This is a genomic window from Achromobacter sp. 46006 (assembly GCF_059761975.1).
The window spans coordinates 41318-65541 of the sequence record NZ_JCBANN010000023.1 but is presented as its reverse complement, the minus strand read 5'-3'; the positions used below and the strand labels follow the sequence as shown (position 1 = coordinate 65541).

Sequence of the window (24224 nt, the reverse complement as noted above, 5' to 3'; positions counted from 1 at the left end):
GAATCCGGCGGGCGCGCGCCGCGCGCCTGCCCTTGTGCCAGGAATTGAACGATGAATGTCTCTTACCGCCAGCGTCGTCCGGACCTGCTGTTGATCAGCAGTGTGTCCGTGATTGCGCTGCTGTTGTTCTGGGAAGGCGCCTGCCGCCTGCAATGGGTGGATGCGCTGTTCCTGCCCTCGCCCTCGTCCGTCTTCGCCCGCATGGCCGGGATGTGGGACCAGGGCGTGCTGATGGGCCATATTCTGGCGTCCGCGCGCCGGGTCATGGTGGGTTTCGCGGCGGCCACGGCGCTGGCGATTCCCCTGGGTATCTTTCTGGGCACGTCGTTGCGCGCACGCGCCGCTTTCGACCCCATCCTGTCGTTCCTGCGGCCATTGCCCTCGATGAGCTGGATTCCGCTGTCGCTGCTGTGGTTCGGCATTACCGAAACGCAGAAGTACAGCATCGTGTTCATGGGCACGTTCGCACCGGCGTTGCTGTATGTGATCGAAGCGACGCGCAATATCGATCCGCTGCTGATCCGCGCCGCCCGCAATCTCGGCGCCTCGCGGCCGCAAGTGATGCGCATGGTGATCCTGCCGGCCAGCCTGCCGCAGATCTTCAGCGGCTTCAAGGTGATCCTGGGGCTGTCATGGACCTGCGTCATTTCCGCCGAGCTGGTTGCCGCCAAGGAAGGCCTGGGCTTTCTCATCATGAACGGCAAGGAATTCTTCCAGACCGACACGGTGGTGCTGGGCATGGCGTTGATCAGCGTCACGGTGCTGGTGACCGACGTGGTCTTCCGAGTGATTGAAAACAGGGTGTTGGCATGGTCGCGTTGAACGGCACGGTGAACGATACGATGATCTCCATCGAAGGCATTTCCAAGTCCTTTGGATCCTTTCACGCCTTGCAGGGTGTCGATCTGCAGGTCAGGCGCGGCGAATTCCTGGTGGTGCTGGGCGCGTCGGGGTGCGGCAAGTCGACGCTGCTCAATCTGATTACCGGCTTCGAGAAACCCAGCGCGGGGCGCATCGTGGTCAATGGCCGCGAGGTGCGCGACGTCGATCCGCATTGCGGCATGGTGTTCCAGCAGTATGCGCTGTTCCCCTGGCTGAGCGTGGCGGAGAACGTCGCCTTCGGGCTCAAGCTCAAGGGCGTGCCCGCCGCCGAACGGCGGGAGACCGCCCAGCGGTTCATCGAGATGGTGGGCCTGAAGGGCTTCGAGAGCGCCTACCCGAAGGCTCTGTCCGGCGGCATGCGGCAGCGCGTGTCGATTGCGCGGGTGCTGGCCAACGACCCCGACGTCATCCTGCTGGACGAACCCTTTGCCGCGCTGGATGCCATGACCCGGCAGGTGCTGCAGGAAGAACTCACGCGCATCTACGAGCGCAGCGGCAAGACCATCATCTTCATCACGCACTCCATCGACGAGGCGCTGTTGCTGTCGAACCGCATGGTCATCATGAGCGCGCGCCCGGGACGGGTGGCCTGCGACATCGCCAATGACCTGCCCTACCCGCGCAACGCCGACGCGCAGCTCTCGCCGCGCTATATCGAGCTCAAGTCGCAGATCTGGAGCATCGTGCAGAACGAAGTCATGCGCAGCCTGCAGGCGCGCGCCGACCAATGATCCGTCAACCGCAACACTGAAGCCATCATGCCTCACCCATCAGGGCCATCGCAGACTTATCCCCAATACCAGAGCGGTTCGGGCTGGAACGCCATGCTGCCGCGCCGCGCTCCGCGCGAGACGGCGCCGCCGCACAGCCGCTTCGGGCATGTGATCGTCGGCGCCGGCTACACCGGGCTGGCGGCCGCGCGGCGGCTGGCCGAACTGCGGCCGCAGGAACCCATTCTGGTGCTCGATGCCACAGTGGCCGGCGAAGGTTCCGCCGGCCGCAACTCGGGCTTTCTGATCAACCTGCCGCACAACACGCGCATGAGCGGCCACCACAGCCCCTTGCAGGTGGCGCGCAAGCAGATCGCCATGTACCAGAGCGGGCTGGACTGGCTGGCGCAATTGGCGCAGCAGGGCGGTTTCGATTGCGGCTGGGACGTTGCCGGCAAGTACCACGCGGCGGCCACGGCGCGGGGGCGCAGGAACCTGGACGGCTCGCTGGCGCAGTATCGCGATTGGGGCGTGGCGTACACGGAACTGGATCGCGAGGCATTGCACCAGCGCCTGGGAACCCGCTATTACGAGTTCGGGTACCACTCCATGAACAACGTTTTCGTGCAGCCGGCCGCGCTGATCCGCGGACTGGCCGACACCTTGCCCGGGAACGTCTGGCTCATGGAGAACAATCCGGTGCAGGCGATAAGCGGCGGCGGGCCGTACACCGTGCGCACGCGCGGCGGGCAGTTCGTGGCCGATAACGTGGTGCTGGCCAACAACGCGTTCGCGCGCAAGCTGGGGTTCCTGCGCAGCCGGCTCATCACCATCTACACCTATGCCGGGGTTACGCCGGTGCTGGCGCCGGCGCAGTTGGCGCTGTTGGGCGACCGGGATCAATGGGGGGTGATCCCGGCCAATCGCCTGGGCACGACGCTGCGCCGCATCGACGGCGGCCGCTTCATGGTGCGCAGCGCGTATTCGTACGAGACCGAGCAGCCGCTGGAACGCATGGCGCAATTGCTGCGCGATTCGTTTCAGCGCCGCTATCCCGAGCTGGCCTCGCATGCATTTGAATATGTCTGGAGCGGTTCCACGGCGTTGACGGGCAACGGGGCGTCTTTTGTGGGTCAGATCCAGCCGGGCCTGTATGCGGCGGTGGGCTGCAATGGCGCGGGCGTCATCAAGGGCACGATCCACGGCAAGTTGCTGGGCGAGTTGCTGGCGGGCAGGCGCAGCCCGATGCTGGACGACCTGGCCGCCTTCGAACGCCCGAACTGGCTGCCGCCCGATCCATTGCGGCGGATCGGCGTGATGATAGCGATCGCGCGGCAAGCCCGGCAGGCCGGACTGGAGCGCTGAACGCCGCCCGCTGCCGCGCGCGGCGGTCCGGCCCGTGTCTCAAGGGCCGGCGTCGCTGGCCGGCAGCGCCGCGGCCTGCTCGCGCAGCACGAATTTCTGCACCTTGCCGGTGGAGGTCTTGGGCAGGGCGCCGAACACCACGGTGCGCGGCGTCTTGAAGCGCGCCAGGTGTTCGCGGCAATAGGCGATCAGCTCATCGGCGCTGCGCGATGCGCCCGCTTTCAACGTGACGAAGGCGCAGGGCGTTTCGCCCCACACCGCATCGGGGCGCGCCACCACGGCGGCTTCCAGCACGTCGGGGTGGCGATACAGCACGCTTTCGATTTCGACGGTGGAGATGTTCTCGCCGCCCGAGATGATGATGTCCTTGGCGCGGTCCTTGATCTCGATGTAGCCGTCGGGGTGCACCACGGCCAGGTCGCCGGAATGGAACCAGCCGCCGGCGAACGCTTCGGCGGTGGCCTCGGGGTTGCGCAGGTAGCCTTTCATGAGGGTATTGCCGCGCAGCATGATCTCGCCCAGCGTGGCGCCGTCGGCCGGCACCGGCTGCATCGCGGCGTCCATCACTTGCACGGCTTCGACGTTGAGCTTGCGCACGCCGATGCGGGCCTTGAGCGCGGCGCGCTCGGCCAGGGGGCGTTGATCCCATTCCTCGTGCCAGGCGCAGTTGATCGACGGGCCATAGGTTTCGGTCAGGCCATACAGGTGGGTGACGGCCACGCCCAGTTGTTCCATCGCTTCGATGATGGCGGCGGGCGGCGCGGCGCCGCCGGTCATGGCCTGCACGCGATGCGCGGCGCGGTGACGCACATCGGCGGGGGCGTTGACCAGCATGTTCAGCACCACGGGGGCGGCGCAGAAGAAGCCGACCTGGTGGCGGCGGATGGCCTCGAAGATGGCGGCCGGCTCCACGCGCCGCAGGCAGACGTTGGTGCCGGCCAGCGCCGCCAGGGTCCACGGAAAGCACCAGCCGTTGCAGTGGAACATGGGCAGCGTCCACAGGTAGACCGCATGCGGCGGCATGCCGCAGGCCAGCACGTTGCCGGTGGCGTTGAGATAGGCGCCACGATGGTGGTAGAGCACGCCCTTGGGGTTGCCGGTGGTGCCCGAGGTGTAGTTCAGGCACAGGTTGTCCCATTCGTCCCGCGGTCCTTCCCAGGGCGCGTCGGCCGGGTGCGCGGCGAGCCAGGCTTCATATTCGGCGTCGCCCAGGTCGCCGTGGGGGCCGGCGTATTCGCTGTCTTCGATGCGCACGGTGCGCGGCGGCGCGGGCAGGTGACCGAGCACTTCGCGCACCAGGGGGGCGTATTCGCTGTCGTACAGCAGCATGCTGGCGCCGCCGTGTTCCAGGATGAACGCCAGCGTGCGCGCGTCCAGGCGGGTGTTGAGCGCGTTCAGCACGGCGCCGGCCATCGGCACGCCGAAGTGCGCCTCGTAGAGGGCCGGCGTGTTGGGCGCCAGCACCGCCACCACGTCGCCGCGGCGCACGCCCCAGGCGGTGAGCGCGGCGGCCAGTTGCCGGCAGCGTCCATAGGTGGCGCGCCAGCTTTGGCGGGCATCGCCGTGCAGTAGCGCGGCGCGCTCCGGGTAGACGGCGGCGGCCCATTGCAGGAAGCCGAGCGGTGTCAGCGGCTGGTGGTTGGCGGCGTTGCGCGGTAGTGCGTCGCTGGACGATGCGGTCATGATGCGCTCCTAGTGGCCGGCGGCGGCCAGGCGTGCGGATTCGCGTTGCGCGGCCTGCCAGCCGAGCGCGGCCAGCGGTTCGACGCGCGCGCCCATCTCCAGCGCGTCCGTGGCGGCGGCATTGCCGGCGCGGGCCCGGGCATACACGCCTTGCAGGATCGCGGCGATGCGAAAGAAGCTGTAGGCCAGGTAGAAATCCCAATTGGGCGGCGGCGCAATGCCGCGTGCGTCGCAATAGGCGCGCACGAATTCGGCTTCGCCGGGAATGCCCAGCGCCGCCAGGTCCAGGCCGGCGATACCGCGCCACAGGGCCGGCGGGATGCGCCAGCACATGCAGTGATAGGCCAGGTCCGCCAGCGGGTGGCCCAGCGTGGACAGTTCCCAGTCCAGCAGCGCAATGGCGCGCGGGGCGTCGGGCGCGAACACCAGGTTGTCGATGCGGTAGTCGCCGTGCACCAGGCGGGTCTGGTCGTCCCGCGGCAGATGTTGCGGCAGCCAGTCGATCAGCGCGTCCATGGCGGCGATGGGCGTGGTCTCGGTGTCGCGGTACTGGCGGGTCCAGCGCGCCACCTGGCGCGCGAAATAGTCGCCAGCCTTGCCGTAGTCCGCCAGCCCGACGGCGGCCGGTTCCACGGCGTGCAGCGCGGCCAGCACGCGGCCAGTCTCGGCGTAGAGCGCGGCGCGCTCGGCGGGCGCCAGGCCGGGTAGCGCGGGGTCCATGAAAACGCGGCCGCGGGCGTAGCTCATCAGGTAGAACGGCGTGCCGACGATGGTGGGGTCGGCGCAGTAGTGCAGCATCGCCGGCACCGGCACCGCGGTGCCGGCCAGCGCGGCCATGACGCGGTATTCACGGTCGATGGCGTGGGCCGACGGCAGCAGCGCGCCGGGCGGCTGCTTGCGCAGCACGCGCGCGCCGCTGGCGTCTTGTAGCAGATAGGTCGGGTTGGACTGGCCGCCGGTCAAGGCCCGCGCGCGCAGGCCGTCGGCGTTGCCCAGGCCTTGCGCGGACAGGTAGGCGGCCAGCGCGGGCAGCCAGTCGGGGGCGGCGCCGGGCGTGGCGTTGGCGGCTTGATCGGGTGTACTCATACCAGCGCCTTGCGCGGCGCGTCCGCGGCGTCCCACTGCCAGAACGCGTCGCCCTGGTCCATCAGGTGGCGCGCCAGCACCATCTTGTGGACTTCGGAGGCGCCGTCCACCAGCCGCGCCTGGCGCGCGTAGCGGTAGATCCATTCCAGCGGCGTGTCCTTGGAATAGCCGCGCGCGCCGTTCAGTTGCAGGGCAGTGTCGACAACCTTGTGCAGGGTTTCCGACACGACGATCTTGGCCATGGAGATCTCCTTGCGCGCGAAGTCGCCCTGGTCCAGGCGCGCGGCGGCGCGCATGGTGAGCAGGCGGCCGATCTCGATCTGCATGGCGGCGTCGCCCAGCAGCCATTGCACGCCCTCGCGGTCGGCCAGCTTCTGGCCGAAGCTGCTGCGTTCGCCGACATAGTCCACCGCCACCGCCATGGCGCGCCGCGCCAGGCCGAGCCAGCGCATGCAGTGGGTCAGGCGCGCCGGGCCCAGGCGGATCTGCGTCAGCTTGAGGCCGTCGCCCACTTCCATCAGGCGGTTCTCGTCGGGGATTTCGAGGCCGTCGAATTCCAGTTCGCAATGGCCGCCGTGTTCTTCCGGACCCATGATGGGGATGCGGCGCACGATGCGCCAGCCGGGCTGGTCGGCGTCGAACAGGAAGGCCGACAGGCCCTTGCGGGCGTCGTCCGAGGTGCGCGCGATCAGGATGAAATGCTGCGCCGCGCCGGCGCCGGTGATGAACCACTTGCGGCCGTGGATCAGCCACTTGTCGCCCTGGCGCGTGGCGGTGGTGCGCATCATCGACGGGTCCGAGCCGCTGCCGGGGTTGGGTTCGGTCATCACGAAGGACGAGCGCACCTTGCCGTCGATGATGGGTTGCAGCCAGCGGTCCTGCTGGTCGGGCCGCGCCACCTGCGCCAGCACGCGCATGTTGCCGTCGTCGGGGGCGGCGGCGTTGAAGGCGGCCGGGCCGAAGATGGAGCGGTTCATCTCTTCGTAGCAAGCGGCCAGGCCCACCATCGGCAGGCCCTGGCCGCCGCGATTGCGGGGCATCTGCAGGGCCCACAGGCCGGCCTCGCGGGCCCTGGCGCGCACGCGGTCCAGCAGGGCTTCGTCGATGTTCTCGTGGTCATCGTAGTTGGCGCGGTCGGCCTCCAGCGGAATCAGCTCGCGGTCGACGAAGGCGCGCACGCGCTGGCGGTAGTCTTCCAGTTCGGGGGGCAGCGAAAAATCCATGGCGGGGTCTCCGGATGGGGATGCGGGTTCAGAGCGAGCTGGCCAGGTGGCCGCCGTCGACGTCGATGACCGCGCCCGTCATGTAGGCGGAGGCATCGGAGGCCAGCAGCAGCAAGGGGCCGTCCAGGTCCTGCGGCGTGCCCAGGCGGCGCTGCGGGATGCGCTTGACCAGGGCCTGGCCGGCGGGCGTGGCGAAGAAGTCGCGGTTCAGGTCGGTGCCGATGTAGCCGGGCGCCAGCGCGTTCACGCGGATGCCGTGGCGGGCCCATTCCAGCGCCAGGGCGCGGGTCAGGTGCAGCAGGCCGGCCTTGGCCGCGGTGTAGGCGGCCACGTGCGAGGCCACGCGCTGGCCCAGGATCGAGGCGATGTTGACGATGGCGCCGGGCCGGCCGTGGCCGTGGAAGTGGCGCGCGGCGCATTGGGCCACGCGCCACGCGCCGTTCAGGTTGACGTCGATCAGGCCGGTCCACTCGTCTTCGCTGATCTCCAGCGCCGGGCGCGTCATGGCGATGCCGGCGTTGTTGATGACGATGTCGATAGGTCCGAGCGCCTGCTCCGCCTGCGCGAATGCCGCCTGCACGCTGTCCGGTTGGGTGACGTCCATGGCCGCGACGCAGGCCTGGCCGCCCTGGGCGCGGATTTCGGTTGCCAGGGTTTCGCCCAGTTCGGTCCGGCGGCCGCACAAGGCTACGCGCGCCCCGGCCTCGGCCAGGCGCAGCGCGAAGTGGCGGCCCAGTCCGCTGTAGGCGCCGGTGACCAGCGCGGTCTTGGATTTCAGGTCTTCAAACATCGGTGCGTCTCCTTTGTTTGTCTGCTGGCGGCATCACGCCGCCTCGCGGGCGGGATGAAGCTCGACCAGCGCGTCCACCGCCACCGCGCCCTGCCCCTCGGCGCCAACCATCACCGGGTTGATGTCGACCGACGCAAGGCGCGGGCCGGCCGCCAATGCGTAGCGGCCCAGCGCCACCGCCTGTTGCGCCAGGGCCTGCAGGTCGGCGGGCGGATCGCCGCGCACCCCTTGCAGCAGCGCGCCGATGCGCAGGCCGCGCAGCTTTTCGACCACTTGCGCGGCGTCGAACGGCGGCATCAGCACCGCCACGTCGCGCAGCGCCTCGACGTACTTGCCGCCGCTGCCGATCATGACGACTGGCCCCAGCACCGGATCAACGCGCGCGCCCAGCGCGCATTCGTGCAGGCCGCGCCGCATCCGCGCCACCAGCCAGGCGCCATCGCGAACATCCAGCTTACCCAAGGTTTGGGCCTGATGGGCAAACGCCGTGCGCAACGCGGCTTCGTCGTTCAGCCCCAGCGCCACCAGCCCGTGCTCGGATTTGTGGGGCAATTGCGCCGAGCAGGCTTTCAGGGCGACCGGCGCGCCGATGCGGCGCCAGGCGGCGACGGCTTCATCCGCCGTGTGGCAGACGGCATGCTCGATCACCGCCAGCCCGTTGGCGGCCAGCAGGGCGAGACTGGCGGCTTCGGAAAGGAAGCCGCCGGCCGCATCCAGCGTCGGGTCGGCCGCCGCCGCGCCTTGCATGCCGGGCGTCGCGGTGTCGCGTTCGCGCAGCCGGCGCAGACGCAACAGCGCCGACAACGCGTCCATCGCCTGGATCTCGTCGGCGTACACCGGCAGGCCATGCGCGCGGAAGGTCGCGGCCACGTTGTCCTGCCAGGCCACCACCACCACCGGCTTTGAAGCGGATCGCGCAAAGCCGGCCGCATCCGTCGCGAAAGAATCGACGTCGTAGCCGCGCCCAGCCACCGGGATGTCCAGCAGGAACATGTCGGCCGCCGGGTCGGCGCCGATTACAGGCAGCACCTGGCCGAACAGGCCGTTGTTCGACAGCAGCGCGGCGGTGATGTCCACGGGGTTCACGGTGGTGGCATAGCCGGGCAGGCGCTCGGCCAGCGCCTGTTGGGTGGCGTCGGCCAGCGGCGCGATCTCCAGGCCGCGTTCGGCGGCTGCGTCCGAGGCCAGCACGCAACTGGCGCCGGAGTTGCTGACCACCACCACGCGCGGGCCTTGCGGCAAGGGGCAGCGCAGGGCCAGCTCGGCGTAGCGCACCAGTTCCTGCGGATCGCGCGCCCGCAGGATGCCGTGGTGCTCGAAGAAAGCATCCACCGCGCGGTCCTCGTTGGCCAGCGCGCCGGTATGCGAGGCCGCGGCGCGCGCGCCGGCCTCGGAGCGGCCCGACTTGACCACGATCAGCGGCACGCCGCGCGCCCGCGCCAGCGCCGCCGCCTCGGCCAGGGGGCCGGCCTCGCGCAGCGATTCCAGGTACAGCAGCACGCAGCCGACTTCCGGATCGCGCAGCGTCGCGCAGGCCAGTTCGGCGACCGACACGTCGGCCTCGTTGCCGGTGGCGTGCACGTGGCGCACGCCGATGCCGCGCTGGCGCAGCAGGCCGTAGACCATGGCGCACATGCCGCCGCTCTGGCTGATGACCGCCACCGGCCCGTCGCCCGGCGCCACCTCCAGGAACATGGTGGAGAAGCTGGCGATGGCGCCGTTGCCGAAGTTGGCCAGGCCCTGCGAGTTGGGGCCGACGATGCGCATGCCGGCGGCGCGGGCGCGCGCCGTCATCGCATCCTGCAGGGCGCGGCCGGCTTCGCCGGTTTCCGAGAAGCCGGCCGAGATGACGATGGCCGCCGCAACGCCCAGCGCGGCGCAGTCATCCACGGCCCGCACCGCCTGTTCGCCCGCCACCGCCACGATCGCCAGGTCCGGGGCCACGGGCAAGGCCGCCAGGCTGGGCCAGGCGCGTTCGCCCTGGACCTCGGCGCGTTGCGGATTGATCGGGTACAGCGTGCCCGCATAGCCGTGGCGCCGCATGTAGTGGATGGGCCGGCCGCCGATCTTGTCCGGATTGTCGGAGGCGCCGACGATGGCGATCGAGGCCGGATCGAGCAGGCGCGCGAGGCCGATGTCGGCGGTGGGTACAGAAGCCATGAAACTCCCCAAGGTAGGATGAAGGCGGGCGCGGGGTCAGTTGACCGTGGCGCCGGAAGTCTTGACCACGCCGGCCCATTTCTTGATCTCGGCATCGAGGAAGCGCGCCGTGTCGGCGGGCGTCTTCCATTCCGAGGCGAAGCCCTGGGCCGCGAATTTCTGCTGGATGTCGGGGCGGCCCAGCACCTTTTGCAGGGCGCCGTTCAGACGCTGCACCACCGGGGCCGGCGTGCCGGCGGGGGCCAGCAGCCCGTTCCAGGCGGTGGCCTGGTAGCCGGGCAGCCCGGCTTCGGCCACGGTGGGCACATCGGGCGCGGCCGGCGAACGGCGGGCGCCGGTAACGGCAAGCGCCTTGAGCTTGCCGCCCTTGACGTAGGGCATCGACGACAGCATGGTGTCGAACATGATGTCGGCCTGTCCGCCCATGACATCGGTCAGTGCCGGCGCGCTGCCGCGATAGGGCACATGCACCATGCGCACGCCGGCCATGGCGTCGAACAGTTCCGCCGCCAGGTGCGTGGACTGGCCGTTGCCCGACGAGGCGAAGGTCAGCTTGCCCGGCGTCGATTTGGCCAGCGCGATCAGTTCGGCCACGTTGGAAGCGGGCAGGTCCGGCCGGGCAACGATCACCAGCGGGCCGGCGGTCAGTAGCGATACCGGGGCAAAGCTCTTGCGGGTGTCGTAGTTCAAGTTCTTGAACAGCGACATGTTGATGGCGTGGGCGGTAGTCGCCAGCAGCAGCGTGTAGCCGTCGGGCGCGGCCTTGGCCACCATGTCGGCGCCGATGTTGCCGCCCGCGCCCGAGCGGTTGTCGACGATGATGGTCTGCTTCAGTTCGTCGCCCAGGCCCTGGGCGACCACGCGGGCCACGATGTCGGTGGGGCCGCCCGGCGGGTAGGGCACCACCAGGGTGATGGGTTTGGCGGGCCAGTCCTGGGCGGCCGAGGCGGCGGCTGCCACCAGGGAAAGCGCGGCCAGGGCCGTGCGGCATGCTGCGATTGCGCGCATGATTGTCTCCTCCGTCGTGCGGATAGGTTGTTCTGCTTGGGGATGGTGTTGCCGGCGGCGCTTCAAGGCGGCCGGCGCGCCTCGAAACCGAGCAATGCGCGGCCATCGATCGTGATCGCGCGGCCCTGGACCTGCTGGCCGAGCGAGATGCCGGCGTCGGCATGGCCCATCAGCACCGCGCCCTCTTCCAGGCGCACCAGCACCAGCACGTAGGGCACGTGCGCGCGCCAGAAGGCATCGGGCGCGCGGTGGATCTCGGTGCGCGCCAGCACTTGGCCCGCGCCGCTGCTGCGCCGCCATGGCAGATTGGTGCCGCCGCAATGGGCGCAGGCATAGGGACGCAGGGCCCACCACGCGCCGCAGTCTTCGCAGCGCTGCAGAACCAGGGGATCGCGCGTGCTCATCGCTTGTCCTCCGCCTGCAATATCAGGCTGACGTGGGCCGACAGCACACCGCCGTCCGCATGCACCAGGGCGCAGCGCGGCGCGCCCGCCTGCCGCGATCCGGCCCGGCCGGCCAATTGTGTCCAGGCTTCGGCGACGTGCGCCATGCCGCCGGCCACGCCGGAATGCCCGAACGACAGCAGCCCCCCGTGGGTGTTGAGCGGCAACGGCCCGGCGGCGTCGAAATCGCCGCGCCGCGCCCGATCCGCGGCGCCGCCACGGGGCGCGAAACCCAGTTCTTCCAGCAACATGGCCAGCGTGATGGTGAAGGAATCGTAGATGCCCAGGTAGTCGACCTGGTCTTGCGCGATGCCGGCATCGGCGTAGGCGTGCCGGAGCGACCGCGCCGCGCCCGTGTCGAGGATGTCGCGCAGCGCCGACAGGTGCTGGTGGCGATGGGCCTGCCCGGCGCCGCTGATGCGCACCGGCCCAGCGTCCGCGCCCACCACCAGCGCCACCGCGCCGTCGGAAATCGGGCAGCAGTCCAGCAGGTGCAGCGGGGTGGCGATAGGCCGCGACGCGAGCACCTGCTCGACGCTGACAGGCTCGTTCTGGTGTGCATGGGGGTGGCTGGCGGCATGGCGCCGCATCAGCGCGGCCAGCTCGGCCAGGTCTTCGCGCCGGGTGCCGGTCCGGTGCATGTAGGCTGAAGCCAGCAGCGCGTAATAGGCCGGCACCGACGCGCCGTTGGGCACCTCGGTATCGGCTTCGCCGACCTGCGCCAGCGTCTGGATGGAGGCATCGACGGCCTGGCCGGTCAGGCGGTTCTCGCCCGCCAGCACCAGCACGCGGCGGCAGCGGCCCGCCCGCACCAGTTCGCGCGCCAGCATCGCCATGGCCGCGCCGGTGGCGCCGCCCATCTGCATGCCGTGGGCGTAGTGCGGGTCCAGGCCCAGCTTTTCGCTGAGCAGGGTGGCCAGCATCAGATGCGGGAAGGTGGTGGCGTAGCCGCACAGCACGCCGTCGATATCGCCGCGGCGCAGGCCGGATTGCGCCAGCGCGGCGTTGGCGGCCTCGGCCATCAGGTCCAGGGCCGAGCGGCCTTCGTGGCGGCCGAAGCGTGTGGTGGCCGCGGCCAGCAGGTAGGCGTGGCGGAGGTCAGGCATGGGGCATCCAGGCGCGTTCGATGGCGCGGGCTTCGGCGGCCAGGGCCTGGGCCAGTTCGTGTTCGCGCGATTCGATGCGCTCGCTCAAGGCCGCCACGCTCAGCGCGGCGATGGCGCGGCCGCTGGGGCCGCGCACGGCCACGCCCAGGCCGCCCATCTTTTCCACCACCACGTCCAGTAGCATGGCGTGGCCGAGCTTGCGGGCGCGCGCCGTCATCTGTTCCAGCAGCCGCACCGGATAGCGCGGGTAGCGTTCCTGCAACCGCTGGTGCACCGGCGGCAGCACCGCCTGGGCTTCGTTCTCGTCCATGGCCGCCAGCAGCGCCAGGCTGCCGGCGCCGATGCCGAGCGGTCGGCGGCTGCCGACCTCCAGGTAGTTGGCGCGGATCGGATAGTCGCCGAAGCACAGGTCCAGGCAGACCGACTCCCAGCCGGTCGGCAGCGACAGGATGACGGTGTCGCCGAACCTGCGCGCCAGGCGGATCAGCGCGGGCCGCGCCAGCGCCCGCAGATCAAGGCCGTCGACCATGGCGTGGTGCATGGCGTAGACCTGCGGCCCCAGCATGTAGTGCTTGGTTTCCGGGTCTCGCTCCACGAAACTCTCGGCTTCCAGGTCCTTCAGGATGCGCAGCGCCGTGGACACGTCCAACTGCGCCGCCTGGGCGATGTCGGTCAGGCGCTGGACGCGCCGGTTCGACAGGCTGGCGAGGACGCGACAGACCTTTTTCGTGGCGGAAACCAGGGTTGCATCTGGTGAAGACATGGCAGCGGCATGACCCGATGGCTGAACATGGTCACAAGATAGGCAGGCCCGCGAAGTGGGTAAAGTTGCGTCGCAACAAATTTTCGCCCAGCAACAATCGCGGTTTTGCCGGCAATGCGGCCGGGGTCAGGCCGGTTCGGCTTCCGGATGCAGCGAACGCAGCCTGCGCAGCTCCGGGAACCAGTGCATCCACAGCCCCGCCACCGCGATGGTGCCCAGCCCGCCCACCACCACCGCCGGCACCGCGCCCAGCAGCGCCGCCATCACGCCGGACTCGAATTCGCCAAGCTGGTTGGAGGCGCCGACGAACAGCGTGTTGACCGCGCTGACGCGGCCCAGCATGTGATCGGGCGTGTTCAACTGCACCAGCGACGAGCGCACCACCACGCTGATGGCGTCGGCCGCGCCCAGCACCACCAGCGCGCCCACCGACAGCGGGATCGAGGTCGACAGGCCGAACACGGTGGTGGCCAGGCCGAACAGGATCAGCGCGCCGAACAGCAGGCGGCCGACGTGCGTGCCCAGGCTCAGGCGCGCCAGCGTCAGCGACATCAGCATGGCGCCACAGGCCGGCGCCGCGCGCAGCGCGCCCAGCGCCCAGGGGCCGGCATCGAGAATGTCCTTGGCGAAGATCGGCAGCAGCGCGGTGGCGCCGCCCAGCAGCACCGCGAACAGGTCCAGCGACAGCGTGCCCAGCAGGATGCGGCGCTGGAAGATGAAGGTGATGCCGGCGAACAGGGTGCGCCAGGTGGTGGGTTCCCTGCGCGGCGGGGCGCGGTCGATCGACATGCTGGCGATGCAGGCGAAGCCGCCCAGGTACAGCGCCGCCGCCACGCAGTAGATCCACCCTGCCCCCAGGCCGTAGCCGATGCCGCCCAGCGCCGGCCCGGCGATCTGCGCGATCTGGCCGCCGGAGGACGACAGCGCGGTGGCGCGCGGCAGCCATTCGCGCGGCACGATGGCCGGGATCAGCGTGGTCAGCGTGGGCGCCTCGAAGGCGCGCGCCGAACTCATGATGATGAGGGTGGCGTAGATCAGCGTCTTGCCGCCGATGCCGTGCAGCGCGGCCAGCGCCAGCAGCAGCGTGGCCAGCGCCTCGACCGCCATGCACACGGCCACGATCTTGCGGCGGTCGTAGCGGTCGGCCACGTGGCCCACCACCAGCGTCAGCGCCGCCATCGGCAGGAACTGCGCCAGCCCGATCAGGCCCAGGTCGAGCGCGCTGCCCGACAGCGCATAGATCTGCCAGCCCACCGCCACCGAGACGATCTGGAAGGCCAGCGAGGCGCCGATGCGCGCGAACAGGAAATGCAGGAAAGCGGGACGGTAAAGCGGACTGGGAGAGTCAGGGGCGGGCATCGGGGCGGGACGCGCGGCGCATGCGCGGGCGGGGATCGGAATCCCGCATTCTAGGGAAAACCGGCTGACGGGAAACTAAGAGCATGCGGGAAAGCACCGGGTCGTTGTGCTTTCACAGGCAAGTTTTCGTGCGCTCTGGTACAAGCCAGCCGCCGTGGCGCTGATTAACGTTGTCCCCGCAGCCATCCGGAAGGTGGCGACCATACAAGGGGAACATGATGGGCAAGCCATTTGCCGCCGCCGGGCAGGTAGACCCGATCACGCTGGCCGTGGTGCGCGGCGCGCTCGAGACCGCGCAGCGCGAGATGACACTGACCCTGGAGAAAACGGGCCGCTCCAGTGTCTTCAACCTGGCCCACGACTACAGCAACGCGCTGTTCGACCACTATCCGGAAATGATCCTGCAGGGCCAGGACATACCCATCCATCTCGGATCGCTGATCCCCGCCATGAAGGCCGTGGCCGACTTCTTCGGCGACGATATCCACGAAGGCGACATCATCTATCACAACGATCCGGTCTACCAGGGCAGCCATATTCTGGACTGTTGCATGTACAAGCCGGTATTCCATGATGGCGAGCTGGTCTTCTGGGCGGTGTGCAAGGGCCATCTGACCGACATCGGCGGGCCGGTGCCGGCGGGCTACAACCCGGACGCGCGCGATCTCTACGCAGAAGGCCTGCGGATTCCGCCGGTGAAGCTCTGGGACCGGGGCGTGCGGCGCGACGACGTCGTCAATCTGCTGCTATGCAACATGCGATCGCGCCGCGATCAGGAAGGCGACCTCAACGCCCAGTTCGGCGCCTGCCGGGTCGGCGAGCGCCATCTGCGCGCCCTGCTCGCCAAGTACGGCCTGGCCACCGTGCAGGCAGCCATCGCCGAGCTCAAGGACATGGCGGACCGGCACATGCGATCACTGATCGCCTCGATTCCCGACGGGCGCTATGAAGGCCGGGCGCGCCTGGAGGATGCCGGCCATGGCCATGGCGACATGACCATCACGGCCAGCGTGCAGGTGACGGGCGACCAGGTCCACATCCGCATCGACAGCCCGCCCCAGGTGCCCTACTTCATCAATTCCTATGCCGGCAATTCGCTGTCGGGCATCTATCTGGGCCTGATGATGTTCGCGCAGGTGCCGCCGCCCTACAACGCGGGGCTGTACCGCTGCGTCACCGTGGACCTGGGCCCGCAGGGCACGCTCTGCAATGCGCGCGAGCCGGCGCCGCACGTCAACTGCACCACGACACCCATGGAGACGCTGACCGACGCGGTGCGCCAGGCCTTCGAGGCGGCGGCGCCGGAACGCGTGACCGCCTCCTGGGGGCACGCCAGCGGCGTCAACATTGCGGGCGTCAATCCCAGGACGGGGGAGCAGTACGTGACCATGGTGCTGGCTTCCATCATCTCGGGCGCGGGCGCCACGCGCCAGATGGACGGCTGGCACGCCTGCGGTCCGCTTTGCTGTTTCGGCGCGCTCAGCTCGGGCGACATCGAATTGCTGGAATACGCCTATCCCATCATCATCCATCGCTATGGCCTGCAGGAAGACAGCGGCGGCGCCGGGCAGCGCCGCGGCGGCAGCGGCACGGTGTGGGAAGTGGAACCCATCGGCCACGAAATGACGGTGGTCGCGTTTGGCGAGGGACGCCAGATCCCGACCGGCGGCGCGGCGGGCGCGTACAACACGCTACCCGAGCGCAAGCTGGGACGGCTGGAACAGCATCACGCCGACGGCCAGGTCACCGTGCACCGCAAGAACACCATCCTGACGTTGCAGCCCGGGGAACGGGCCCGCAACGTCAATCCGGGCGGCGGCGGTTACGGCGACCCGTATTGCCGCGCGCCGGAGGAAGTGGCGCGCGACATCCGCAACGGGCTGGTCTCGCCCGAGGCAGCCTGCGCCGAGTACGGCGTGGTGGTCGGGAACGACGGCAATGTCGACTTCGCCGCGACCCGCACGCAACGCATCCGCGATCCCCGCTGAGGAGCACACCATGCAAGGACAATATCGCCTCGGCGTAGACGCCGGCGGCACCTTCACCGATTTCGTCCTGGCCGGACGCGACGGCGCGATCCGCCTTTTCAAGAGCGCATCGACGCCGCAGGATGGCACCAAGGCCATCGCCGCCGGCCTGGCGCAGATGTCGGAGGCGCTCGGCAGACCGGTCGAAGAGATCGTGCGCGACTGCGATCTGTGCATCAACGGCACCACCGTGGCGCTGAACGCGTTGATCGAATTGAAGGGCGTCAAGGTCGGCCTGCTGTGCACCGCGGGCCACGAGGACAGCATCGAAATCCGCCTGGGCCACAAGGAGGAAGGCTATCGCTACGACGCCGACTATCCCCCCGCCCCGCAACTGGTGCCGCGCCACCTGCGCAGGCCGGTGCGTGAACGGGTGCTGGCCGACGGCTCGGTGCACGCGCCATTGAACGAGGACGACGTGCGCGCGGCGATCGAGGTCTTCAAGCGCGAAGGCGTGCAGGCGGTGGCGGTGTCGTTCGTCTGGGCCCCGGCCAATGCCGATCACGAACGGCGCGCGCGCGACATGGTGGCGGCCGCCATGCCGGATGTATTTGTCTGCGCCGGCCATGAGGTCTATCCGCAGGTGCGGGAGTACACGCGCACCTCCACCACCATCGTCAATGCCTATCTGAGCCCGGTAATGGGGCGCTACGTGGCGCGCATCGATGATTATTTCCGGGGCCTCGGGGCGCGTGGCGCGGTGCGCTATTTCCAGTCCAACGGCGGCCTGGCGGTGGGTGACATCATGCGGCGGCGGGCGGTCAACGCCATCAATTCGGGCCCGGCGTCGGCGCCCCAGGCCGGCCTGTACGTGGCGGCGCCGTTCGGCATCGACAACATCATCACGGTGGACATGGGCGGCACGTCCTTCGACATCACCATGGCCCGCGCGGGCCAGACCAATCTCAACCGCAATATCGACTTCCTGCGCCATCGCATCGGCGTGCCGATGATCCATGTGGAAACCCTGGGCGCGGGCGGGGGATCCATCGCCCACCTGAACGCCTTCGGCATGCTGGAAGTGGGGCCGCAGAGCGCCGGCTCGATGCCCGGGCCGGCCTGCTATGGCCTGGGCGGTGAAGCGCCCACCGTCACCGATGCCAACATGGTGTTGGGCTATCTGCGCCCGGATGCGGTGCTGGGCGGCGCCATCCGCCTGAATCGCGAACTGGCCCGCGAGGCCGTGCGTCGGCATGTGGCTGAACCGCTCGGCTTGAGCCTGGCGCACGCGGCCCATGGCATCGGCACGCTGGTGAACCTGAACATGGCGCACGGCATTCGCGGCATCTCGATCGAGAACGGCTACGATCCGCGCGACTTCGCGCTGGTCTGCGCGGGTGGCGCGGCCGGCATGCACATCGTCGCCCTGGCCGAGGAGATCGGCAGCCGTACCGTCCTCGTGCCCAAGATCGCCTCATGCCTGTGCGCTTTCGGCCAGGTGATCTCCGACGTCAAATACCATTTCCTGGCCAGTGCCGTGATGCGGCTGGACGAGCACGCCGACATTGCGCGGCTGGATGGATTGTTCCGCGACATGGAGCGGCGCGGTCATGAATTGCTCGCGGCCGATGGCTTCGCGCCATCGCGGATCTCCCTGTCCCGCAAGGTGGAGATGCGCTATCAGGGCCAGATCCACGAGTGCCAGGTCGATGTGCCCGCGGGCGCCTTCACTCGCGATACCCTGCAGACCGTGCTCGCGGATTTCCATGCGCGCCACGAGCAGCTCTACACCTACGCCGAGCCGCATAACCTGGTGGAGTTGGTGAACCTGGAAGTCATGGCGGTGGGCGAGGTGGACAAGCCCGCGCTGCCGAGCCTGGCGTCCGGCAACGGCCATCCCGAGGCCGCGCTGGACAGCAGGCGCGAGATGTTGTTCGAGGCCGATGGCGCCTGGGTCGACACGCCGGTGTACGACGGGTCGCGCCTGCTGGCGGATGACCGGATCGAGGGGCCCGCCGTGATCGAGGAGCCCACGACGACCATCGTGGTGCGTCCTGGCTGGAACGCCGTCCTGCACGGCTCGGGTACTTACTTATTGACCCGCGATGGCGGCTGATCCAGATTAGGGCCTGTTGAGACCAGAGAGCCTGGCACAGGGAGCGCCAGGCTCTGTACGAGGAATAGCACCGTGGATGCCCGCTACGATACCGCTGCCCTGGCTGCTGTCGACCGCGCCCGCTACTGGAACACCGCGGTTGGCCGCACCTATTTCAGCCTGCAACTGCAATTCCAGGATGAAGGGCGTTTCGACGGGGCGCTGCATTCGTGGAACCTGGGCGAGCTTTCGCTGTCGCGGCTGGCCTCCTCGCCGCTGTGCTATCGCCGGTTGGCGACGCATCTGCGGGATGGCTCCGACGAACACTATCTGATTACCGTGCCGCGCCAGAGCGACATCCGCTTCCTGCAGGCCGGACGCGAGACGCTTTGCCATCCGGGCGCGTTCCTGCTCGAGCATGGCCATAGCCCGTATGAATTCTCGTACGGGCGCGACAACGCCTTGTGGGTCCTCAAGGTGCCGGGCGCGATGATGCGCGGGCACCTGCGCGAACCTGGCCGCTATTGTGCGCTGTCGTTCGACGCGACGCAGGGGCCGGGCTGGCTGTTCGCGTCCTACGTCGACCTGATCGGCCGCCAGCTTGGCCGTGGCGAAGACACGATGCGCGAACTGCTGGCGCAGCAGCTGGTGGACCTGCTGGTCTGTTCCGTGCAGCAGGATGCGCGGGCGCTGGACCCGGGAGACTCCGCCGTGCGGGCGGCTCACCTGTGCCGCATCGAAGCCTATGCGCGGCGCCACCTGGCCGACTGCGACCTGGGGCCGGAGCGAGTGGCGCGGGCCTGTGGCATTTCCGTGCGCTATCTGCACGCGCTGTACCGCGACGTGGGCCAGACCTTCATGCAATGGCTGCATGAGCAGCGGCTTGACCGCGCGGAGCAGGCGCTGCGCGGCCCGGCGCGGCCGGTGTCGGTGGCCGGGGTGGCGCAGCAATGGGGGTTCTCGGATCAGTCGCATTTCTCGCGACTGTTCAAGCGGCGTTTCGGCTATACCCCCGGGCAGGCGCGGCGCATGGCCGGGTAGGTCGGGCCGCGCATCGAGGCGGAAGACGCGGCCCATGCGCGGGATGGGCGAGCGCTACGCCTTGGGCCAGTAGGTGCCGAAATACCAGAGATTGCCCTCGGGGTCGCGGCAGGCGAAGTCGCGGCTGCCGTGCGGCGAGTCATAGGGTTCGGCCACGATGGTCGTGCCGCCGGCTTTCAGCCTGGCGTGCAGGGCGTCGGGATCGTCCACCGCCAGATACAGCGCGTCGGTGCGGCGGCCTTGCGGATCGCCGACCTGTTTGCCGTAGTCGTCGTCGCGATGCTGTCCCAGCATCAGGATGGAACTGCCACAGGCCATCTCGGCGTGCTGCACGACGGCGCCGTCGCGGTAGACGGCCAGTTCCGTGAAGCCCAGCATGGCGGCCAGCCAGCGCATCATGGCGTCCGGGTCCTGGCAGCGCAGCGTGGGAAACAGGCGGGGCGGTTCAACAGGCATCGGGTTCATCGGCAAGCTCCTGGGGAAGGGGGAGCCTTCATGATGAACCGATGAGCGCACCGGGTCTTGAATATTTGTTACCTGTTCTGACGCCGCGCCCAGGCCTGCGGCGATTCGCCCGCCAGGTCGATGAATTCACGCGCCGATCGACACCAGTTCCGCGCCTTCCGTCACCTGGTCGCCCACGGCGTAGAACAGTTCCTCGACCTTGCCGTCGGCCGGCGCCGAGATGGTGTGCTCCATCTTCATGGCCTCCATTACCAGCAGCGGCTGGCCCTTGGCGACGCTGTCGCCGGCCTTGACGGCGATGGAGATGATCTTGCCCGGCATGGGGGCGGTCAGGCCGCCGCCATGGTCGCCGTGGGTGTCCTGGGCATGCGCCAGCGGGTCGTACAGGTCCAGCACGCGCGCGCCGCCATCGCCGAAGACGTGGGCCTTGTCGGCGTGCAGCACCACGGTGCCGGCGCGTTCGCGGCCGTCCAGGGTGATGCGCAGCACGCGGGCCGGGCCGTCGTTGCCCTCGGCGCGCCAGGCGAAGGGCCGGGCGCCGTCGCCGCTGTCCAGCGTCCAGTCGGCGCCCTGGCGCGCGACGGTGACGTGGCGCGTTTCGCCGTTGTCGATCCATTGCAGTTGGCGCTGGTAGCGGCCGCCCAGGCGCCAGCCGTCGCGCGTGTCCCACGGGTCGGCCGGGGCGGCGCCATGTGGCGCCGATTGCGCCTGCCCCTGGCTGGCCAGCACGGCGGCCGAGGCCAGCGCCAGCGTGGCGGCGTCGGCCGGCGTGGGCTCGGGCAGCAGCGTGGCGCGCTGGCGTTCGATCAGGCCGGTGTCGAGGTCGGCGGCGGCGAAGGCGCTGTCGCGCATCAGGCGCGACAGGAAGGCGACGTTGGTCTGCACCCCCACCGCCTGGGTCTGCGCCAGTGCCTGCAGCATGCGGGCGCGGGCCTGGTCGCGGTCGGCGCCGTGCACGATCAGCTTGGCGATCATGGGGTCGTAGAACGGCGTGATGGTGTCGCCGGTGCGCACCCCGCCATCGACGCGGATGTCGCCGTTGGCGAAGGCGACGTGGGCCGGCAGGCCCAGGTAGGCCAGCGTGCCGATCGACGGCAGGAAGCCTTTCTCGGGGTTCTCGGCGTAGATGCGGGCCTCGATGGCGTGGCCGTGGATGCGCAGGTCTTCCTGGCGCGCCGGCAGCGGCTGGCCGGCGGCCACGCGCAACTGCCATTCGACCAGGTCGTGGCCGGTGATCATCTCGGTGACGGGGTGCTCGACCTGCAGGCGCGTGTTCATTTCCATGAAGTAGAAGCGGCCGTCGGGCTCGGCGATGAATTCCACCGTGCCGGCGCCGACGTAGCCCACCGCGCGCGCGGCGGCCACGGCGGCCTCGCCCATGGCGCGGCGGCGTTCCTCGGTCATGCCGGGCGCGGGCGCTTCCTCGATCACCTTCTGGTGGCGGCGCTGCACCGAGCAGTCGCGCTCGAACAGGTAGACGCAGTTGCCGTGGGTGTCGGCGAATACCTGGATCTCGATGTGGCGCGGCTTCTGCAGGTAGCGTTCGATCAGCACGCGGTCGTCGCCGAAGCTGGAGGCGGCCTCGCGCTGGCACGAGGCCAGGGCGTCCAGGAACGCGCCGGACGATTCGACCACGCGCATGCCCTTGCCGCCGCCGCCGGCGCTGGCCTTGATCAGCACCGGGTAGCCGATGGCGTCGGCCTGTTCCTTGAGGAATTGCGGGTCCTGGTTGTCGCCGTGGTAGCCGGGCACCAGCGGCACGCCGGCCTTTTCCATCAGCGACTTGGCGGCGGACTTGCTGCCCATGGCGGCGATGGCCGAGGCCGGCGGGCCGACGAAGGCGATGCCGGCCTGTTCGGCGGCTTCGGCGAAGGCTTCGTTTTCCGACAGGAAGCCGTAGCCGGGGTGGATGGCTTGGGCGCCGGTATCGCGCGCGGCCTGCAGGATGGCGTCGGCGCGCAGGTAGCTGGCGCGCGGCTCGGGGCCGCCGATGTGCACCGCGATGTCGCAGGCGGCGACGTGGCGGGCGTTGGCGTCGGCGTCGGAATAGACGGCGACGGTGCGGATGCCCAGGCGGCGGGCGGTGGCGGCGACGCGGCAGGCGATTTCGCCGCGGTTGGCAATCAGCAGGGTATCGAACATGGCGTTATCCAGACTGGAATCATTCGTTGACTACGTTGCAGCGACGAGCGCAATGCATCCAAAACCCGCACACGCCGCATTACGCCGACCTTATCGGGGACACCGCGGATCCGGCTTCGCCGGTCCGCCGGTGTCGCCCCCTTGAGGGGGCGCGCGCAGCGCGTAGGGGGTGGGCTTTCTTCTACATCCGGAAGACGCCGAAGCGCGTGTCTTCGATCGGCGCGTTCAGCGCCGCCGACAGCGCCAGCCCCAGCACGCGGCGCGTGTCGGCCGGCGCGATGATGCCGTCGTCCCACAGCCGCGCGGTGGCGTAGTACGGATGGCCCTCGCGTTCGTATTGCTCGCGGATCGGCGCCTTGAAGGCGTCTTCCTCGGTCGCCGACCACTGGCCGCCGCGCGCCTCGATGCCGTCGCGCTTGACCGTGGCCAGCACGCTGGCGGCCTGCTCGCCGCCCATGACCGAGATGCGCGCGTTGGGCCACATGAACAAGAGGCGCGGCGAGTAGGCGCGGCCGCACATGCCGTAGTTGCCGGCGCCGAACGAGCCGCCGATCAGCACGGTGAACTTGGGCACGTTGGCGGTGGCCACGGCGGTGACCATCTTGGCGCCGTGGCGCGCGATGCCTTCGTTTTCGTACTTGCGGCCGACCATGAAGCCGGTGATGTTCTGCAGGAACACCAGCGGGATCTTGCGCTGCGCGCACAGCTCGATGAAGTGCGCGCCCTTCTGCGCCGATTCCGAGAACAGGATGCCGTTGTTGGCGACGATGCCCACCGGCATGCCGTGGATGTGGGCAAAGCCCGTCACCAGCGTGGGGCCGAAGCGCGCCTTGAATTCGTCGAACTCGGAACCGTCGACGATGCGCGCGATGACCTCGCGCACGTCATACGGCTTGCGGGTGTCGGCGGGGATGATGCCGTTCAGTTCGGCCGGGTCGTAGCGCGGTTCGCGCACCGGCACGGTGGCCAGCGGCGCCGGCTTCTTGCGGTTCAGGCGCGCCACCGCGCCGCGCGCCAGTTGCAGCGCGTGCATGTCGTTGGCGGCCAGGTGGTCGGCCACGCCCGACAGGCGCGTGTGCACGTCGCCGCCGCCCAGGTCCTCGGCGCTGACTTCCTCGCCGGTGGCAGCCTTCACCAGTGGCGGGCCGCCCAGGAAGATGGTGCCCTGGTTCTTGACGATGATGGACTCGTCGCTCATGGCGGGCACGTAGGCGCCGCCGGCGGTGCACGAGCCCATCACCACCGCGATCTGCGCGATGCCCTGCGCCGACATCTGCGCCTGGTTGTAGAAGATGCGGCCGAAGTGTTCGCGGTCGGGAAAGACCTCGTCCTGCTGCGGCAGGTTGGCGCCGCCGGAATCGACCAGGTACACGCACGGCAGCCGGTTCTGCGCGGCGATCTCCTGCGCGCGCAGGTGTTTCTTGACCGTCATCGGGTAGTAGGTGCCGCCCTTGACGGTGGCGTCGTTGCAGACGATCACGCATTCGGTGCCGGCGATGCGGCCGATGCCGGTGATGACCCCCGCGCCCGGCGCGTCGCCGTCGTACATGCCGTGCGCCGCCATCGGCGACAGTTCCAGGAACGGCGACCCCGGATCAATCAGTTGCTCGACTCGGTCGCGCGGCAGCAGCTTGCCGCGCGCCACGTGCTTGGCGCGCGACGATTCGCTGCCGCCCAGCGCGGTCTGCGCCAGTTGCCGGCTCAGGTCGTCCAGCTGCGCCTGCATGGCGCGCGCGTTGTCGGTGTAGTCCTGCGACCGCGGATTGATGCGGGATTCGATGATGGGCATGGGGTACCACCCGTCCTGCTTAATGGGATGTTGAAGGCGCTCGGGGTCGAGCGGTTTGTCTCGCTGCCCGCTGAGCCGGGCATTCTTGTCATGGATTAACTCAGCTGCATTTCGTTGCGCCTCTCCCGCACGGCCCGCGACCGACCC

19 protein-coding genes are annotated in these 24224 nt (G+C 69.4%); 6 read left to right on the top strand and 13 right to left on the bottom strand.

What is annotated here, in order from left to right:
• Positions 1 to 51: 51 nt before the first annotated feature.
• From AC6LKG_RS13545 to AC6LKG_RS13535, 3 genes are read left to right on the top strand one after another with little or no spacing between them, the layout of a single operon-like run.
• On the top strand, positions 52 to 822 hold the full coding sequence (locus AC6LKG_RS13545; RefSeq protein WP_498165083.1) for an ABC transporter permease: 771 nt from the start codon (positions 52 to 54) through the stop codon (positions 820 to 822).
• 20 nt (positions 823 to 842) lie between these two features.
• On the top strand, positions 843 to 1613 hold the full coding sequence (locus AC6LKG_RS13540; protein ID WP_498165098.1) for an ABC transporter ATP-binding protein: 771 nt from the start codon (positions 843 to 845) through the stop codon (positions 1611 to 1613).
• Between the two features lie 27 nt (positions 1614 to 1640).
• Entirely contained in the window at positions 1641 to 2957 is a 1317-nt protein-coding gene (locus AC6LKG_RS13535; protein ID WP_498165082.1) for an NAD(P)/FAD-dependent oxidoreductase, read from the top strand.
• Between the two features lie 39 nt (positions 2958 to 2996).
• On the opposite strand, the gene AC6LKG_RS13530 is transcribed toward AC6LKG_RS13535, so the two are convergent.
• The 10 genes from AC6LKG_RS13530 to AC6LKG_RS13485 all read right to left on the bottom strand — a co-directional run bounded on the left by AC6LKG_RS13530 (position 2997) and on the right by AC6LKG_RS13485 (position 14578).
• Positions 2997 to 4640 carry an acyl-CoA synthetase gene (locus AC6LKG_RS13530; RefSeq protein ID WP_498165081.1) on the bottom strand — a complete coding sequence of 548 codons (1644 nt, stop codon included), beginning with the start codon at positions 4638 to 4640 and terminating at the stop codon, positions 2997 to 2999.
• Between the two features lie 9 nt (positions 4641 to 4649).
• Positions 4650 to 5726 carry a phosphotransferase family protein gene (locus AC6LKG_RS13525; protein ID WP_498165080.1) on the bottom strand — a complete coding sequence of 359 codons (1077 nt, stop codon included), beginning with the start codon at positions 5724 to 5726 and terminating at the stop codon, positions 4650 to 4652.
• Positions 5723 to 6949, bottom strand: coding sequence for an acyl-CoA dehydrogenase family protein (locus AC6LKG_RS13520; protein ID WP_498165079.1), 1227 nt, complete (start codon positions 6947 to 6949; stop codon positions 5723 to 5725). Before AC6LKG_RS13520 ends, AC6LKG_RS13525 begins: the two co-directional genes overlap by 4 nt.
• 28 nt (positions 6950 to 6977) lie before the next feature.
• Entirely contained in the window at positions 6978 to 7739 is a 762-nt protein-coding gene (locus AC6LKG_RS13515) for an SDR family NAD(P)-dependent oxidoreductase (protein ID WP_498165077.1), read from the bottom strand.
• A gap of 33 nt (positions 7740 to 7772) precedes the next feature.
• On the bottom strand, positions 7773 to 9899 hold the full coding sequence (locus AC6LKG_RS13510) for an acetate--CoA ligase family protein (protein ID WP_498165076.1): 2127 nt from the start codon (positions 9897 to 9899) through the stop codon (positions 7773 to 7775).
• A 36-nt stretch (positions 9900 to 9935) separates the two neighbouring features.
• Positions 9936 to 10907, bottom strand: a complete 972-nt coding sequence (locus AC6LKG_RS13505) for a tripartite tricarboxylate transporter substrate binding protein (protein ID WP_498165074.1) — start codon at positions 10905 to 10907, stop codon at positions 9936 to 9938.
• 62 nt (positions 10908 to 10969) lie between these two features.
• Complete coding sequence (locus tag AC6LKG_RS13500) at positions 10970 to 11311, bottom strand: Zn-ribbon domain-containing OB-fold protein (RefSeq protein WP_498165073.1); 342 nt, start codon at positions 11309 to 11311, stop codon at positions 10970 to 10972.
• Positions 11308 to 12456: a thiolase family protein gene (locus AC6LKG_RS13495; RefSeq protein ID WP_498165072.1), complete on the bottom strand. Its 1149-nt coding sequence runs from the start codon at positions 12454 to 12456 to the stop codon at positions 11308 to 11310. Before AC6LKG_RS13495 ends, AC6LKG_RS13500 begins: the two co-directional genes overlap by 4 nt.
• Entirely contained in the window at positions 12449 to 13219 is a 771-nt protein-coding gene (locus AC6LKG_RS13490; protein WP_498165070.1) for an IclR family transcriptional regulator, read from the bottom strand. Before AC6LKG_RS13490 ends, AC6LKG_RS13495 begins: the two co-directional genes overlap by 8 nt.
• A 126-nt stretch (positions 13220 to 13345) precedes the next feature.
• Complete coding sequence (locus tag AC6LKG_RS13485) at positions 13346 to 14578, bottom strand: MFS transporter (RefSeq protein ID WP_498165069.1); 1233 nt, start codon at positions 14576 to 14578, stop codon at positions 13346 to 13348.
• 218 nt (positions 14579 to 14796) lie between these two features.
• Between AC6LKG_RS13485 and capB the strand changes: the two genes are divergently transcribed.
• The 3 genes from capB (at position 14797) to AC6LKG_RS13470 (ending at position 19681) form a co-directional block, all read left to right on the top strand.
• Entirely contained in the window at positions 14797 to 16566 is a 1770-nt protein-coding gene (gene capB, locus AC6LKG_RS13480; RefSeq protein ID WP_498165068.1) for a caprolactamase subunit beta, read from the top strand.
• 10 nt (positions 16567 to 16576) lie between these two features.
• Positions 16577 to 18661: a caprolactamase subunit alpha gene (gene capA, locus AC6LKG_RS13475; RefSeq protein ID WP_498165067.1), complete on the top strand. Its 2085-nt coding sequence runs from the start codon at positions 16577 to 16579 to the stop codon at positions 18659 to 18661.
• Positions 18662 to 18733: 72 nt separating this feature from the next.
• Positions 18734 to 19681 carry an AraC-like ligand-binding domain-containing protein gene (locus tag AC6LKG_RS13470; RefSeq protein ID WP_498165065.1) on the top strand — a complete coding sequence of 316 codons (948 nt, stop codon included), beginning with the start codon at positions 18734 to 18736 and terminating at the stop codon, positions 19679 to 19681.
• Positions 19682 to 19735: 54 nt separating this feature from the next.
• On the opposite strand, the gene AC6LKG_RS13465 is transcribed toward AC6LKG_RS13470, so the two are convergent.
• From AC6LKG_RS13465 to AC6LKG_RS13455, 3 genes are all read right to left on the bottom strand, one after another.
• The gene (locus AC6LKG_RS13465; RefSeq protein WP_498165063.1) at positions 19736 to 20146 is read right to left on the bottom strand and encodes a VOC family protein; all 411 of its coding nucleotides are present in this window, start codon (positions 20144 to 20146) and stop codon (positions 19736 to 19738) included.
• A gap of 126 nt (positions 20147 to 20272) precedes the next feature.
• A complete protein-coding gene (locus tag AC6LKG_RS13460; protein WP_498165062.1) occupies positions 20273 to 22288 on the bottom strand; it encodes an acetyl/propionyl/methylcrotonyl-CoA carboxylase subunit alpha in 2016 nt (671 codons plus the stop codon).
• A 181-nt stretch (positions 22289 to 22469) separates the two neighbouring features.
• Positions 22470 to 24077: a carboxyl transferase domain-containing protein gene (locus AC6LKG_RS13455; RefSeq protein WP_498165061.1), complete on the bottom strand. Its 1608-nt coding sequence runs from the start codon at positions 24075 to 24077 to the stop codon at positions 22470 to 22472.
• Positions 24078 to 24224: the final 147 nt, after the last annotated feature.